Origin of the sequence: Nocardia abscessus (assembly GCF_015477775.1) — a bacterium.
Lineage (GTDB): Bacteria > Actinomycetota > Actinomycetes > Mycobacteriales > Mycobacteriaceae > Nocardia > Nocardia abscessus_A.
This window is the reverse complement of record NZ_JADLQO010000007.1, coordinates 275,504-290,955: the sequence shown is the minus strand read 5'-3', so window position 1 is coordinate 290,955 and position 15,452 is coordinate 275,504. Positions and strand designations below refer to the sequence as shown.

Annotated in this window: 16 protein-coding genes; 12 read left to right on the top strand and 4 right to left on the bottom strand. The window is 67.8% G+C overall.

Annotated elements, in window-relative coordinates; genetic code table 11:
* Positions 1-25: 25 nt before the first annotated feature.
* Positions 26-580 (bottom strand): TetR/AcrR family transcriptional regulator, encoded by a 555-nt coding sequence (locus IU450_RS20395; RefSeq protein ID WP_195151330.1) that lies wholly within the window; start codon positions 578-580, stop codon positions 26-28.
* A gap of 84 nt (positions 581-664) precedes the next feature.
* Between IU450_RS20395 and IU450_RS20390 the strand changes: the two genes are divergently transcribed.
* Positions 665-1,381, top strand: a complete 717-nt coding sequence (locus IU450_RS20390) for an SDR family NAD(P)-dependent oxidoreductase (protein ID WP_195151329.1) — start codon at positions 665-667, stop codon at positions 1,379-1,381.
* 27 nt (positions 1,382-1,408) lie between these two features.
* On the opposite strand, the gene IU450_RS20385 is transcribed toward IU450_RS20390, so the two are convergent.
* Positions 1,409-1,840, bottom strand: coding sequence for an SRPBCC family protein (locus IU450_RS20385; protein ID WP_195151328.1), 432 nt, complete (start codon positions 1,838-1,840; stop codon positions 1,409-1,411).
* Between the two features lie 625 nt (positions 1,841-2,465).
* Between IU450_RS20385 and IU450_RS20380 the strand changes: the two genes are divergently transcribed.
* The 10 genes from IU450_RS20380 to IU450_RS20335 all read left to right on the top strand — a co-directional run bounded on the left by IU450_RS20380 (position 2,466) and on the right by IU450_RS20335 (position 12,869).
* Complete coding sequence (locus tag IU450_RS20380) at positions 2,466-3,836, top strand: sensor histidine kinase (protein ID WP_195151327.1); 1,371 nt, start codon at positions 2,466-2,468, stop codon at positions 3,834-3,836.
* Entirely contained in the window at positions 3,836-4,261 is a 426-nt protein-coding gene (locus IU450_RS20375) for a roadblock/LC7 domain-containing protein (protein ID WP_043739327.1), read from the top strand. Before IU450_RS20380 ends, IU450_RS20375 begins: the two co-directional genes overlap by 1 nt.
* 73 nt (positions 4,262-4,334) lie before the next feature.
* Positions 4,335-4,685: a DUF742 domain-containing protein gene (locus IU450_RS20370; protein ID WP_039805398.1), complete on the top strand. Its 351-nt coding sequence runs from the start codon at positions 4,335-4,337 to the stop codon at positions 4,683-4,685.
* Positions 4,660-5,265 (top strand): GTP-binding protein, encoded by a 606-nt coding sequence (locus IU450_RS20365; RefSeq protein ID WP_174184304.1) that lies wholly within the window; start codon positions 4,660-4,662, stop codon positions 5,263-5,265. The genes IU450_RS20370 and IU450_RS20365 overlap by 26 nt, the downstream gene beginning before the upstream one ends.
* Positions 5,262-6,533, top strand: coding sequence for a cytochrome P450 (locus IU450_RS20360; RefSeq protein ID WP_228834831.1), 1,272 nt, complete (start codon positions 5,262-5,264; stop codon positions 6,531-6,533). Before IU450_RS20365 ends, IU450_RS20360 begins: the two co-directional genes overlap by 4 nt.
* A gap of 13 nt (positions 6,534-6,546) precedes the next feature.
* Positions 6,547-7,776, top strand: coding sequence for a cytochrome P450 family protein (locus IU450_RS20355; protein ID WP_195151326.1), 1,230 nt, complete (start codon positions 6,547-6,549; stop codon positions 7,774-7,776).
* A gap of 299 nt (positions 7,777-8,075) precedes the next feature.
* Entirely contained in the window at positions 8,076-9,368 is a 1,293-nt protein-coding gene (locus IU450_RS20350; RefSeq protein WP_195151325.1) for a cytochrome P450, read from the top strand.
* A 234-nt stretch (positions 9,369-9,602) separates the two neighbouring features.
* Positions 9,603-10,832 (top strand): cytochrome P450, encoded by a 1,230-nt coding sequence (locus IU450_RS20345; RefSeq protein ID WP_195151324.1) that lies wholly within the window; start codon positions 9,603-9,605, stop codon positions 10,830-10,832.
* A 10-nt stretch (positions 10,833-10,842) separates the two neighbouring features.
* Positions 10,843-12,072, top strand: a complete 1,230-nt coding sequence (locus IU450_RS20340; RefSeq protein ID WP_195151323.1) for a cytochrome P450 family protein — start codon at positions 10,843-10,845, stop codon at positions 12,070-12,072.
* A gap of 296 nt (positions 12,073-12,368) precedes the next feature.
* The gene (locus IU450_RS20335; RefSeq protein ID WP_195151322.1) at positions 12,369-12,869 is read left to right on the top strand and encodes a flavin reductase family protein; all 501 of its coding nucleotides are present in this window, start codon (positions 12,369-12,371) and stop codon (positions 12,867-12,869) included.
* Positions 12,870-12,901: 32 nt separating this feature from the next.
* Here the strand turns inward: IU450_RS20335 and IU450_RS20330 are convergent, their stop codons facing one another.
* Together IU450_RS20330 and IU450_RS20325 are read right to left on the bottom strand one after the other, a co-directional pair.
* Complete coding sequence (locus tag IU450_RS20330) at positions 12,902-13,768, bottom strand: TIGR03619 family F420-dependent LLM class oxidoreductase (RefSeq protein WP_195151321.1); 867 nt, start codon at positions 13,766-13,768, stop codon at positions 12,902-12,904.
* Positions 13,765-14,139: a MerR family transcriptional regulator gene (locus IU450_RS20325; protein ID WP_195151320.1), complete on the bottom strand. Its 375-nt coding sequence runs from the start codon at positions 14,137-14,139 to the stop codon at positions 13,765-13,767. Before IU450_RS20325 ends, IU450_RS20330 begins: the two co-directional genes overlap by 4 nt.
* Positions 14,140-14,304: 165 nt before the next feature.
* Between IU450_RS20325 and IU450_RS20320 the strand changes: the two genes are divergently transcribed.
* Positions 14,305-15,432 carry an acyl-CoA dehydrogenase family protein gene (locus IU450_RS20320; RefSeq protein WP_324197744.1) on the top strand — a complete coding sequence of 376 codons (1,128 nt, stop codon included), beginning with the start codon at positions 14,305-14,307 and terminating at the stop codon, positions 15,430-15,432.
* Positions 15,433-15,452 lie beyond the last annotated feature (20 nt).

Sequence of the window (15,452 nt, the reverse complement as noted above, 5' to 3'; positions counted from 1 at the left end):
CTCGGGACACTGCCGGCAGGCGGCTTCATCCTCGATTTCGAAGGCCGTCGAACACGATCTCCAAACCACGGCGCCACGACGCGGAACCGGTGGTCTCCCCGAGCAGCGACAGCGCCCATACCAAGTTGACGACGTCTTCGTCGGTCGCGTCCGCGCGCAGCGCGCCGGCTTCCCGGACGCGCGCGAGCACCGCGGACAGCTGCGACATGCCGCGATGGCAGGCTTGCGCCAGCTGCGCCGCCGCCGGATGGTCCCCGGTGAACGCTTCGAGCAGCCCGCGATCGGCGGTCAGCCTGCCGAGCAGGTCTTCGATGAACCCGGTGAAAGCCGCCCATGCGTCCGGCTCTGCCGCCGCGTGGGCGGCGATCTCGTCCACCGCCGCCAGTCGCGGCGGAAGGAGAGCGTCGATGAGCGTGTCGCGGCTCGGGAAATGGTTGTACAGCGTCCCGATGCTGACGCCCGCGCGCCGCGCGATCTCCTCCAGGGAACCTTCGAGGCCCTGCTCGGTGAACACTTCGGCCGCCGACCGCAACAACTTCTCCCGATTACGGGCGGCATCCCGGCGCAGGGGTTTGGTCACCGGGTCATTCTACAAAATCTGAGGGGTGCCTCGAATTCGTGCTACGGTGAGAAACCGAGGGGGGCCTCACATTAGGGAGAGTTCATGTCACACCGTGGAACAGCGTTGATCGTCGGGGTCGGCCCCGGTCTCGGAATGTCGATGGCCCGGCGCTTCGGGCGGGAAGGGTTCCGCGTCGCGCTGGTCTCGCGCAGCGACGCGCGCCATGCCACGTACCTGGCGGACCTGACGGCGCGCGGCATCGACGCCACCACCCATGTCGCCGATGTGACCGATCGGTCGCGGCTCGGCGCGGTACTCGGCGACATCGGCAGGGACGGGCCGATCGGAATGGTCTACTACGGGCCGGGTCCGACGCAGCAGCCGGTGCCGATCACCGACATCGATTCCGCCACGGCGCAATCCGCGTTCGAGTGGGTGTGGCCCGCGGTCGACGTGGTGAGCGAGGTGCTACCCGGCATGCTCGAGCGCGGAGAGGGCGCATTGCTTTTCGCGGGTGGCCTGTCCAGCGTCCGGCCGATGCCCATGCTCGGCCACCTCGCCCTCGCCGCCGCCGCGCTGCGCAACTACGCCCTCACGCTCAACGCGGCGCTGAGCGAGCGCAACCTCTACGCGGGCACCTTGACCATCGGCGGCCTCGTGGAACGCGGCGACATCCATGCCATGGTCACCGCGGACCCGGAGCGCTTCGGCAGCCCCGAGGGTCACACGCTCGATCCGGACGACCTGGCCGAGACCGCGTGGAACATGTATCGCACCCGCGACCGGGCCGAAGAAATCTTCGACGCCCTCGGCGGGTGAGCGTCGGAGTCTGCCGTAAAGGCGGAGTCAGCCGTAAAGGGCGATGAAGCGGTCGAGGGAGCGTTCGATATCCCCTTTGACCGCACGGGCTACCCCGGAGCCGATCGGGCCGAACAGGGGCGCGCCGCCGAGTTCGATGTCGACGGTGACTTCGGAGCCCGAGCCCTTCGGGGCGACGAGCAGTTGCAGGCCCAGTTTGGTGCCGCCCTTGCCCGCGCCGGACAGCCGCAGGCAGCGCGGCGGTTCGGCGGCCCGCACAGTCCAGGTGACCCGGTTGCGCAGGCCCTTCACCGAGGCGATGCCGACCAGTTGAGTGCCGACGGTCAGTTCGGCGGGCACCTCACCGCGCCATGCCTCGTGCATGGTCAGCCATTTGTCGAGTTCGGCGAGGTTGGAGGTGTGCGTCCAGGCCTCCTCGGGCGAGATCGGGACATCGACCGAGACCTTCAGCTTTGCCATGGGCGCATGGTATCCGGTACCGGCGGTCCGCCCTGTGGCGAGGGCGGCCGTTCGGGTGCACAGCTGACGGCGAGGTGAACGCGACCTTACGTGATGCGAATTCGAGCGCTCGCCGATAATTTTGTTGATGCGTCAGTAAACGTCCATTCCGGCTGCGGCGTTCCGCCGCCGGGGTCGCCGCCGCCCAGGGGGCGCCGCAGACGTTCCGGCGCTCGTCCTGCATGCGAGCCCGCACGCAGGGCTTATGGCGTGCGGGTTGCAGGGCAACCCAATATCATTGCGCAGCTATGTCGCGATCTCCGGCACCTATCGTCCCAGCTCCGGGAAACCGAAAGTGTCGGTGGGATCGGCAGAGACTTCGTTGGAATGCTGCTAATGTGCGAATGGTCGGGTTCTGGTTACCGTTCGGACACGATCCGAGCGGTCGGCGATTGACGTGTAATCGCCTGTCCTGCGGGCACTGTGCGATAGGCACTCTCGGTGAGTGCCGGCGTCGACGCGGGTTCCGGTACTCCGACGCGGACCCCACCGACCGGTCCGTTCATGGTCGGCAGGCGAGGGAAGGCGAGCGAAGCAGGATGGCAGTGGGCCGACTCCTCGAGACCAGTCAACGACGAAAGAACTGATGAATCAAGATATCGCCGTGGTGCTTTCATGGATCCTCGCCGCCGCTTTGGTGATCGCCGTAGCGGGGGCGTTGTACGCAGTGCAGTATGCCAGGGCTCAGCGGGCCAAGCTCGAGGCTCTGACCAGGGAACAGCGCGCGACAGAGGACACGCTCGAGCGGTTCGCCGCCACCACGTTACCCGCGGTGGCCGAGTCGATCCGCCGGTTCGAGTCGCAGGTGCCCCCGGTCGAAGTCCAGGCGGGTATGGAGAATTCACGGCTCGCGCAGATCCTGCGGTGGATCTCCGAGCGGTACGCCGACGATCTGAGCCTGATGCGCTCGGAGACCAGGGACCTGACCAACAACGAAGCGCAGCAGGCGATCAAGGCCGCCGAGGAGGCCGCGCGCAACGAGGTGTCCTCCGCCTCGCGCCAGGCGACCAGCGCCGCGGTCCGCTCGTTCGGCACCTCCGTGGTCAGTCTCGGCGCGGACGTCAGCCAGGTGGTGAGCGCCGCGCTGCGCGAGCACCGCGACGACCAGGTGTACGAAACCCTCACCCGCATCGACCACACCGTGCAGCAGATGATCCGTCAGGCGCAGTCCTACGTGATCGTCTGTGGTGGCCTGCCCGGCCGCCGCTGGCCCGCGCAGACGCTGACCGACGTGGTCGGCGGCGCCATCGGCCGGGTCCGCGAATACCTGCGGGTGCGGCCCAACCAGCTCGACCGCGTCGTGATCAGCCGCGCGGTGGAACCGCTCGTGCACACGCTGGCGACCCTGCTGGACAACGCGTTGCGGTACTCCCCGCCGACTTCCTACGTGGACGTCAACTTCCAGGAGGGCCATCACGGCGTCACCGTCATCATCGATGACGCGGGCGTGCGGATGAACGCCGAGCAGATGGAGGAGGCCCGCCAGGTGCTCGCGCACGAGCGGCCCGTCGACATCCATCAGCTCGGCCCGTCGCCCAAGGTCGGCTTCCCGGGTATCGCCGCGCTGGCCCGACGCTACGGCTTCACCGTCTACATCGACGGCCCGAACGTCTACGGCGGCATGCGCGCGATGGTCTACATCCCGGAGTCGCTGCTGGTCACCCCGCAGAACGTCCAGGAGGTCGCGCCCGTGACCGAGGCAAAACCGGAGCCGGTCACGGTTCCCGCGCAGGACGCGCCGAGCGAGCAGCCCGGCGAGGACGAGCAGCCGCTGACGCTGAGCGAGATCACCAGCGGCGGGTTACCCAAGCGGCGACGCCGAACGGTCGCGCTCGCGCCGGTCGGGCCGCGCACCGAACCGGGCCTCGCTCGCCCCGAGGTCGCCGCAGCTTGGCATACCGGCTCCAAGAGCGGCCGCGCCGCCGCATCTGATGACACGGAAGGGATGACATCCTGATGGCCACACCCGTGACCGACAGCAGCAACAAACTGGGCTGGCTACTCGAAGATCTCAGCATCACGGGTGTGCGGTTCGCGGTGTTGCTGTCCGACGACGGCCTGCGGATCGCGCACTCCACGGGGATCGCGCGCGACGAAGCGGAACGCTTCGCCGCCGCGGCCTCCGGCCTGCGCTCGCTCGGCAAGGCGCTCGGCGAATTCTGTGGCGACTCCGCCAATGGAGTGCGGCAGAACATGACCGAGTACGACCAGGGAATGATCCTCATCACCGCGGCGGGGGAGGGCGCGTTACTCGGTGTCGCGACCACCAACGACATCGATGTGGGCTTGGTCGCGCACCGGATGAACGAGCTGGCCGGCCGGGTCGGACGCGAGCTGGGCAGCCAGCCGCGCAGGCGCGTAGACGGCAGCGAAATGCCATGATCGAGCGCGGCGAGCGAGTCAAAGGTACTGCGCCGCTGGGCATTACGGGGCCGAGCTGGCGCGAGGTCCCGTCATGAGCAAACCGCGGCGCGACCCGGACCTGGTCCGGGCATATGTGCGCACCGGAGGGCGTACGCGTCCCACTCGCGAGCTGGACCTGGTTACTTTGGTCCTGACCGCCAAAGATCCACTTCCCGGCGCGTCGCCCGATGCGCGCCGGGTCATGGCCCTGTGCAGCCGCCGAGGTGCGCTGTCGATCGCGGAGATCGCGGCGTACCTCGATCTGCCGCCGTCCGTCGTGAAGATCGTCGCGTCCGATCTCATGGACGGCGGGCACCTGGTCACCCCCACCCCGGCCGAGTCCCTGCCGGAGATCGCTCTGCTGGAGGAGGTACTCAATGGGCTCCGTGCTCTCGCCGTCTGATCGCGCTGTCGACTACGTGCCGGAGACCGTGACCCGCTCGGTGAAACTGCTGGTGGCCGGCAACTTCGGTGTCGGCAAGACCACTTTCGTGAGCAGCGTCTCGGAGATCAAGCCGCTGCGCACCGAGGAGACCATCACCGAAGCCAGCGTCGGCGTCGACGACATGGCCGGGCTGCCGGGCAAGTCGCAGACCACGGTCGCGATGGACTTCGGCCGCATCACACTCAGTCCGAAACTGGCGCTCTACCTGTTCGGCACGCCGGGCCAGCAGCGTTTCGTCCCCTTGTGGGAGGAGTTGGCCCGGGGTGCGCTCGGCGCGCTCGTGCTGGTCGACACCCGCCGCATCGAGAAGTCCGACGAGGTGCTGTCGGTGCTCGAGGAACGCGGCGTCCCGTATTCGGTCGCGGTCAACCAGTTCGAAGGCGCGCGGCCCTACCCGCTCGAAGAGGTGCGCGATGCCCTCGATCTGGAGCCCGGCACACCGTTGACGTCACTGGACGCGCGCGACCGGGGCACGTGCCTGCGTTCGCTGATCACGCTAGTCGAATTCTTGTTCCACCGTTTGGAGTCTCGCATTTGACCACACCACAGTCCTCGATCTACCCCGGGAACCTATCCGGCGGCGCCTGCCCGGTCGCACACGGATCGCCGATCGACACCGACGGTCCCAGGATTCCGCTGTACGCGGAGGAATTCGCGGCCGACCCGCACGGGACCTACCGAAATATGCGCAGGCGCCACGGTTCACTGGTCCCGATCGAATTGTCGCCCGGAGTTCCCGCCACGCTGGTGATCGGCTACCAGGAGGCTGTGCGGATCCTCAACGATCCGGAGCACTTCCCGGCCGATCCCCGCATCTGGCAGAAGAACATTCCCGAGGACTCGCCCATCCGCCCGATGATGGAGTGGTACCCGAACGCCCTGCGCAACAGCGGCGCCGCGCATGCCCGCTACCGGGGCGCCTATACCGCCAGCATCGACGCCATCGACCTGCACGAGGTCCACTCGATGGTCGAGCGCATCGCCATTCCGCTGATCAACACCTTCTGCGCGGAAGGCTCCGCCGATCTGGTGACGCAGTACGCCTTCCCGCTCGTCTTCGAGGTGCTCAACCGGATCGTCGGCTGTTCCACCGAACTGGGGCAGCGGGTCGCGACCGGCATGGCCATGCTCTTCGACACCGTCGAGGCGGCCAGGGGCATGGAGATGCTCTCCGCGGCCCTGATGGAGCTGATCCAGCAGCGTCGCGCGGAGCCGGGCGAGGACGTCACGTCCCGGTTGGCTCATCACTCGTCCAATCTCAACGACGAGGAGATGCTCTCGAACCTGATCAGCCTCTACGGCGCGGGAATCGAGCCGCAGCAGAACCTGATCACCAACACGCTGCTGCTGATGCTCACCGACGACCGTTTCGGCGGTGAGGTTCTCGGCGGCAGCCTGTCGACGCGCGACGCGCTGGACGAGGTGTTGTTCAACGACCCGCCGATGGCGAACTTCTGCATCACGTACCCGCGCCAGCCCATCCTGATCGACAACACCTGGTTGCCCGCGCACCAGCCGGTGCTGGTCAGTCTCGCCGCCTGTAACAACGACCCGGCGATCCGCGGCGGTGACCGCACCGGCAACCGCTCGCATCTGGCGTGGGCCGTCGGACCGCACGCCTGCCCCGCGAAGTCCGTGGCGTCCGTTGTCGTTCAAGAAGCCATCGATCAGCTGCTCGACGCTCTCCCCGAGATGCAATTGGCCGTGCCGGTGGACGAAGTGGTCTGGCGGCCCGGCCCATTCCACCGGGCGTTGGCGGCCTTGCCGGTCGTCTTCCCCAAGTCCCCTCCGTTGAACATGGTGTAAGGAGAAGCGTCCCATGTCGCAAGAGCCGATAGTCTTGGATCTGACCGGTTCCGATATCCAAGGCGAGGCCGCGCGGCTGCGCGAGCGTGGGCCGGTGGCCCTGGTGGAGCTGCCCGGCGGGGTGCCCGCGTGGTCGATCACCGATGCCGTCGTGCTCAAGAGCCTGCTGGCCGATCCGCGCGTGTCGAAAGACCCCCGGCAGCACTGGGCGGCGTTCATGAACGGCGAGATCACCCAGGACTGGCCGCTGCATCCCTGGGTGGCGGTCGACAATATGTTCACCGCTTACGGTTCCGAACATCGGCGGCTGCGGAAGCTGGTCGCGCCTGCGTTCACGCATCGCCGCACCGTGGCGCTTCGACCGCGCATCGAAGCGATCACCGCCGACCTGCTCGACCGGCTCGCGGCGACCCCGCGCGGTACGGCCGTCGATCTGCGTGAGGGTTACGCCTATCCGGTGCCGATCCAGGTCATCACCGAGCTGATGGGTGTGCCCGAGCACTTGGGCCCCGGCGTGCGGAAATGTGTCGACGGATTCTTCGACACCTCGTTCGGGCCGGAGGAGGCGCAGGCCAACTATCTCGAGATGTACCGGCTCATCAGCGAACTCGTGGCCTTCCGGCGGGAGACGCCCGGCGACGACATCACGAGCGTGCTGATCGCCAGCCGGGACGAGGAGGACGGCTCGCAGCTGACCGAGAAGGAACTCGTCGACACCCTGATGTTGGTGATCAACGCCGGGCACGAGACGACGGTGAACCTGCTCGATCAGGCCATCTTCGCGTTGCTCACCCGCGCGGACCAGCGTGCCGACGTGGTGGAGGGCAGGCTCGCCTGGTCGGACGTGGTGGAGGAGTCGCTGCGCTTCGAGGCGCCGGTCGCGCACCTGCCGCTGCGCTACGCGGTCGAGGACATCGACATCGCAGGCGCCCGCATCCCCAAGGGTGAGGCGATCCTGGCGTCCTACGTGGCGGCCAACCGCGATCCGAAGGTGCACGGTGCGACCGCGGACGAGTTCGACGTGCGCCGGTCGGTCAAGGATCACCTGGCCTTCGGGTACGGGGCGCATCACTGCCTGGGCGCGCCGCTGGCCCGGATGGAAGCCGAGATCGCCCTTCCGGCCATCTTCCGTCGCTTCCCCGACATGCGCCTCGCGGTCGACCCGTCCGAGCTGGGCCCCGTGCTCAGCTTCATCTCCAACGGTCACTCCGAGCTGCCGGTCCTACTGGAGGCGGCGGAGTAGTCCGGTCCGCACGAACATCTCGATCACACCTGCCCGGCATCGGGGCTCGGCCGTCCCGAATCCGGACTCGGCGGCCCGCGTATCCGTTGGTGATACGCGGGCAGCGGTGTTTCGCAAGGGGTGTGCCCGGACCCGCCACGATCGCGTCGACCTGACGCACGAGATATGCTCTGCCACGGCGGAATTCGGCGTAAAGTCGAAATCGCCACGCTCGCACGGTAATTCGGCTACCGAGATCGGCGGAATGCGTCGTGTGAGCCCACCCTGCTCGTCGAACGTTCCGACTTTGGAGTCACGTTTTGACCCACCCACAGTCCTCGTCCGCGTCCACCTCCAGCGGCTGCCCGGTTCGGCACGGTTCACCGGTCGGCGCGGACGGCCCACGGGTCGCGCTGTATTCGGAGGATTTCGCGGCGGACCCGCATCGCGCCTATCGGGAAATGCGCAGACGGTACGGTTCGCTCGTTCCCGTGGAACTGTCCCCCGGTGTGCCCGCGACGCTCGTGATCGGATATCACACCGCGCTGCGCATCCTGAACGATCCCGACCACTTCCCGGCCGATTCCCGGACATGGCAGCAGACCGTGCCCAGTGACTGCCCGGTGCTGCCCCTGCTCGAGTGGCGTCCGGCCGCGATCCGCAATTCCGGCCCGGAGCATGCCAGGTACCGGCAGGCCACGGTCGCGGGCATCGAGGAGATCGACCAGTTCGCACTGCGCACTACGGTGGAGCGGATCGCCGTTCCGCTGATCAACAGCTTCTGCGGCGACGGCTCGGCCGACCTGATCGCGCAATACGCGTTCCCGCTGTCGTTCGCGGTGATCAATGCCATGCTCGGGTGCCCGCCGGACATCGGGCAACGGGCGGCGATGGGGCTCGCGGCGATGTTCGAAGGCGTGGATGCCGAGCAGGGCAACGCGATGTTCAACGACGCGATGGCGGACCTGGTAGCGCTCAAGCGGTCTCAGCCCGGCGACGACATCGTCTCACGCATCCTGCGGCATCCTGTCGATTTCGACGACACGGAGATGGTGCAGCAGGTGCTTATGCTGTACGGCGCCGGCATCGAACCGCAGCAGAACCTGATCATCAACACTCTGCGGCTGATGCTCACCGACCAGCGGTTCGCGGGCGGCATCCTCGGCGGCAGCCTCTCGACACGGGACGCGCTGGACGAGGTGTTGTTCACCGATCCGCCGCTGTCGAACTACTGCGTCACTTTCCCACGTCAGCCGATCCTGATCGACGGCGTCTGGCTCCCCGCGCACCAGCCGGTGGTCATCAGCATGGCCGGATGCAACAACGATCCGGCGATCAACACGGGGCAGTACACCGACAACCGGGCTCATCTCGCGTGGAGTGTCGGGCCGCACACCTGTCCGGCCCGGTCGGTGGCCTATCTGATCGCCCAGGACGCCATTGATCAGCTGCTCGACGCGTTGCCCGAGATGCGGCTGGCGGTGCCCGCCGAGCAACTGACCTGGCGGCCGGGTCCGTTCCATCGCTCACTGGCCGCCCTGCCGGTCCTCTTCCCGGAATCCCCGCCCCTGCCCGTCCTCTCGGACCAGCCGGAGGCGAGTCCGGCGTCGTAGCCGACTCCGTCCGGCGAGCCGACATCGCCGCATACCGATCCAGAAGGAGGTTGCCGCTCAGAGGTCGTCGTGCACACAGCTGATGAGGGTGTGCGCCGGCCTGTCACCGATCCCCACGCATCACGTCGACCTACGCCGTCGCGGCGCGCCCGCGCCTGCGCCTGCGCGTTCGTCGAATGTTCGTTCTTCTGGAGTTCGTCTTTGACCACGCCACACTTCCCATCGTCCGCCTCCGTGAGCGGGTGCCCCGTGCCGCACGGGTCGCCGATCGACACCGGCGGCCCGCGCTACCCGTTGTACTCGCAGGAATACGCGGAGGATCCGCACCAGGCCTACCGTGAAATGCGCCGCAAGTGGGGTCCGCTCGTTCCGGTCGAGCTGTCGCCGAACGTGCCCGCCACCTTGGTGATCGGCTACCACACCGCGTTGCGCATCCTGAACGATCCGGATCACTTCCCGGCCGATCCGCGTACCTGGCAGAAGGACATTCCCGGCGAGTGTCCGGTGCTGCCGATGCTGGAGTGGCGTCCGAACGCGCTGCGCAGCTCGGGCCTGGAGCATCTGCGCTACCGGCAGGCGAACGTCGCCAGCATCGCCGGGGTCGATCTGCACACGCTGCACGGAACCATCGAGCAGATCGCGATTCCGCTGATCAACGCCTTCTGCCAGGACGGAGCGGCGGATCTGATCAGCCAGTACGCGTTCCCGGTCAGCTTCGCGGTGCTCAACGCCATGATCGGCTGCCCGCCGGACATCGGGCAGCAGGTCGCGACCGGCATGGCCGCCATCTTCGAGGGCGTCAACGCGGACAAGGGCAACGCGATGCTCACCGACGCACTGTTCGAACTGGTGCAGATGAAGCGCAAAGAGCCCGGCGACGACATCACCTCGAGGCTGCTACAGCACACCGCCGGCCTGGACGACGTCGAGATGATCCACCAGCTGGTGACGCTCTACGGCGCGGGGATCGAACCGATGCAGAACCTGATCGTCAACACGCTGCTGCTGATGCTCACCGACGAACGCTTCGCGGGAGACTTCCTCGGTGGGAGCCTTTCGACCCGCGACGCCCTCGACGAGGTGTTGTTCAACGACCCGCCGATGGCGAACTACTGCGTGAGCTATCCGAGGCAGCCGATCCTCATCGATGACGTCTGGCTGCCCGCGCATCAGCCGGTCGTGATCAGCATGGCCGGGTGCAACAACGATCCCGCGATCGGGGTCGGCCAACGCACCGACAGCCGCGCCCATCTGGCCTGGAGCGTGGGCCCGCACGCCTGTCCCGCCCGATCGGCCGCGTACCTGGTGGTCCAGGACGCCATCGATCAGATCCTCGACGCGTTGCCGGAGCTGCGCCTGGCCGTGGAGCCCGGCCAATTGAACTGGCGGCCCGGCCCGTTCCACCGCGCTCTGGTGTCGCTACCTGTCGTCTTTCCGAAATCCCCTCCGCTGACCGTCTTCTAAGGAGTCCCCGATGGACACACAGCCCCTAGTTCTCGACCCGACGGGCGCCGACATCCACGGTGAGTCCGCTCGAATCCGTGCGCGCGGGCCGGTGGCCCGAGTCGAACTGCCCGGCGGCGTGCAGGCGTGGTCGGTCACCGACGCCGGCGTGCTCAAGCGGTTGCTGGCGGATCCCCGGGTGTCGAAAGACGCCAAGCAGCACTGGCCCGCGTTCATCAACGGCGAAATACCCCAGGACTGGCCGTTGTTCCTGTGGGTCGCGGTGAACAACATGTTCACCGCGTACGGCGCGGACCATCGCAGGTTGCGCAAACTGGTCGCGCCCGCGTTCACCCACCGCCGCACCCAGGCGATGCGGCCGATGATCGAGCAGATCACCGCGAATCTGCTCACCGAGCTCGCGGCGACACCGCGGGGCGAAGCGGTCGACCTCAGGGAAGGGTTCGCCTATCCGCTGCCGATCCAGGTCATCAGTGCGCTGATGGGCGTTCCGGAATCCCTGAACGCCGGTCTGCGCAAGTGCGTCGACGGCATCTTCGATACTTCGCTCGGACCGGAGGAGTCGCAGGCGAATTATATGGAGATGTACCGGATCCTCGGTGAGTTGGTCGCCCATCGGCGCGAGAATCCCGCCGACGACATGACCAGCCTGCTCGTCTCGCACCGCGATGAGGAGGACGGCTCGCAGCTGACCGAGCAGGAGCTGATCGATACGCTGCTGCTGGTTATCAGCGCCGGGCACGAGACCACGGTGAATCTGTTGGACCAAGCCGTGTTCGCGCTGCTGACCCACCAGCAGCAGCGCGCCGAGGTGACCGAGGGACGCGCGACCTGGACCGATCTGATCGAGGAGGCGTTGCGCTACGAGGCGCCGGTGGCGCACCTGCCGCTGCGCTTCGCCGCCGACGACATCGAGATCGACGGCCTGCGCATCGCCAAGGGTGAGCCGATCCTCGCGTCCTACGCCGCGGCGAACCGGGACCCGAACATGCACGGCGCCACCGCCGACGAGTTCGACGTGCGGCGAGCGACCAAGGAGCACTTGGCCTTCGGCTACGGGGCGCATCACTGCCTCGGTGCGCCGCTGGCCCGGATGGAAGCCGAAATCGCCCTGCCCGCCCTCTTCCGGCGCTTCCCGAACATGCGCCTGGCGGCCGGACCCGCCGAACTCGGCACGGTGTCCAGCTTCATCTCCAACGGGCACGCCAGACTTCCCGTGTACCTGGAACCGGCGGACTAGCGGCGGACGCGCGCCCCCGGTGCGGCCGGGGGCGCGGGGGCGCTCGCAATGTGGCGACCGCCACTATGCATTTTCAGTGTCGGCGCGGAAGTCGTTGTGGTGGACTATCATCCACGGGATGTGGATCGGAATGAGCTGATCTGCACGGCCGTCGCACGGGCGCCCCACCCCTGCCGGCGTCGGCGTCTCAGACGACCTGCCGCCGCGGTTACCGGGTGAGCGCTGCTCGTCCGGCATGTTTGCGCGACGATCGCGCGGGCATCCGGAAAAGACGTCGCATCACGCTGGGAGGACCGATGGCTACCGAAGACCGGACCGCAGTGTTCGACGCGGTGGTCGCGGCGGCGGACTATCCCGTGCTGCTGGTCACCGTGCAGGCGGAGGGCAGGCGCGCGGGCTGTCTGGTCGGATTCGCGACGCAGGTCAGCATCGAGCCGCGCCGGTTCTTGATCGGCCTGTCCAAGAAGAACCACACCTACCGGGTGGCGCAGCGCGCCGACCGGCTCGCGGTGCATGTGCTCAGCAGCGAACAGCTCTCGCTGGCCAGGCTTTTCGGTGGCGAGACCGGCGACGACATCGACAAGTTCGTGCACTGCGACTGGCACCCCGGCCCCGGTGGTATCCCGGTGCTCAGCACGGTGCCCAGCTGGTTCAGCGCCCGCATCCGCGAGCGTTACGACTTCGGCGATCACGTCGGATTGCTGCTGGAGCCCGAGGATGCCGCCGTGCGGCGGCATCCCGCGGAGACACTGCACTATCACTCGGTGGCGGATCTGGTTGCGGGCCATGCCGTCTGAGGAGGTTCGCGGCGCGGAGTCCTGCGCGGTAGCTACTTCCGTGCGTTCGCAAGATCGAAGCGGTCGGCGAAGGCGGACAACTCGTCGCGGGCGCGCTCCGGGTCGCCCGTGCTCGCGCTCACCACGACACGCGTGACACCCTGTTCGGCCAGTCCCTCGACCCGCTCGACCGGCATGTCGATCGAGCCCCAGCGCGTGTAGTCGAACGCCTCGGCGGTCCGGCCTGCTGCTCCGGCCGCGGCTCGGGCGATCTCCAGATGGGTGGCGCGTTCGGCCGGTCCGAGCATCCCGCCCGGAAAGTAGCCGTCGCCGCGGGATCCGGCTCGGCGCGCGGCGGCACGGCTCGATCCGCCGACATGGATCGGCAGCGGCTCGCCCCTGAACGGTTTCGGATAACTGCACAGGTTCTCGAACCGGAAGAACTCCCCGTCGAAGCTCACCCTCTCGGCATCGCCGGACCACAGCAGTCGCAGCACGTCGATGGCCTCGTCGGCGCGGCGGCCGCGGCCGGTGAAATCGACGCCGACGGCTCGCGCCTCACCGGGCAGGGTGCCCAATCCGACCGTGAGCAGGCGCATCCGTCCCTTGGACAGCACATCGATCGTGGCCAGGCGCTTGGCCAGCACCACAGGATGGTGATAGGGCAGCAGCAGCACGGCGGTGCCGAGCAGGATCCGATCCGTCGCGGCGGCCACGAAGCTCAGCGCGTCGAGCGGGTCGGCGAACGGGACCGACGGCGTGATCTCCATCGGCCCGATCGTGGCCCCCGGGTACAGCGCGATGTGCTCGGGCAGGTAGATCGCCTCGAATCCGCAGCGCTCGGCGTGCTGGGCGTAGCCGATCAGCCGATCCGGGTCGACGCCGAAGAACGGGGTGCTGTAGCTGACCGCGAATTTCACCGCTGTCGTTCGATTCGGTCGAACTCGCAGGCCGCCGCGAGCCGGTCGTTCAGGTGACCCCGGACCTGCTCCAGTCGTTCCAGGTACGAATCGACCTCGGCCAGCTTGCGCCGCAACGTGGAGACCGAGTCCGGGCAGACGTCGCCGGAGCCGTTGCCCGCCCGCAGGCAGGCGACGAACGGGCGGATATCGTCGAGGTCGAAGCCGGCGCCGAGCAGTTCGCGGATATTCGCCACGATCAGCACTTCCGCGTCGTCATAGGAGCGGTACCCGTTGGCGGCGCGGCGCGGCCGGACCAGGCCGTGCTCTTCGTAGTACCGCAGGGCGCGCGTGCTGGTGCCCGCCCGTTGCGCCAGTTCGCCGATGCGCATCCGTCCTCCTTCGTCTTCGTCACCGCAACGCTAAACCTTCTCGTCGATGTCAAGGCAAGCCGTGGCGGACGCTGCATACTCTCGGAACGGACGCTCGGAACGTACTGTCGGAACGAATCCATGCGGCGGTCTCACCGCCGATTCGCTCCGACTAGAAAGCATTTCGTGACGAACGCGCATTTCTTTCTTCCGGTCCGCGACAGCGAGCGGGAACTGCTCGACCGGGTAGCCGACCTGGCGGCCGGATTCGCCGCCGTGGCGGCCGACTACGACGAGCGCGCCGAACTCGCCGTAGAGCATCTGGACGCGTTGCACGGCGCGGGGGTGAACCGAGCGGTCCTGCCGGAGTCGGCCGGTGGCACCGGCCTGAGCTACCAGGGACTCGGGCGCCTGGTCCGCATCCTCGCGAAAGCCGATCCGTCCACCGCGACGATCTGGACGATGCACGCGGGGGCCGGCGTCGCCCTCGCGGAATTGACCACCGAGACATCGGGATCGTTCTTCGCCGAGGAGTTCCGCGCCGGCAGGCGTTTCGCGAACGCGCTGTCCGAACCGGCCAGCGGAAACCGCTTTCTCCAGCCGCAGCAGATCGCCGCGCCGATCGAGGGCGGGTGGGCCCTCAGCGGGGCCAAGCGGTTCGTGTCCGGTAGTGAGATCGCCGACTATTTGCTGGTCAACGCGCTGGTGGACGGGGAGCCCGCGTTCTTCGGCGTGGTCCCCGACGGCACGGTGTCGATCATCCCGATCTGGGACACCCTCGGCCTGCGCGCGACGCGCAGTCAGCTGCTGGCGTTCGACGACACCGTTCTGCGTGCCGAGTACCGTGGTCGCGCGCCGGGCCCGGGAGATTTCGCGGTGATCCCGGCCGGTCTGCCCGCGATCTCGCTGGGGATCGCCGATGCCGCGCTGGAGGCGCTGGTCGAGCACGCACGGGCCAGGGAGATCCTGGGCAAGCCCTTGGCGCACCAGCAGTGGGTGCAATACGAGGTCGCGGACGCCCAGACCCGGCTCGCGGCGGCGCACACGCTCTACGAGCAGGCGCTGTGGCAGGCCGACAACGGGATTCCGCTGTTCTTCGACAACCTCTCCCGGGCCAAGTATCTCGCGAACAAGGTCGCGGTCGAGGTGGCGCAGCTGGGCGTGCGGATCGGCGGCGCTTCGGGGTATCTCAAGCGGTCGCCGATCCAACGTCACCTGCGCGATGCCCAGGCCGGTCAGCTCATGGCGTATTCGACGGAGGTGATCGCCGGTGTGATCGGCCGGGTAGTCCTCGGCGTGCCGGGCGAAGCGTGAATCGCGGGGCTTCGATCGAG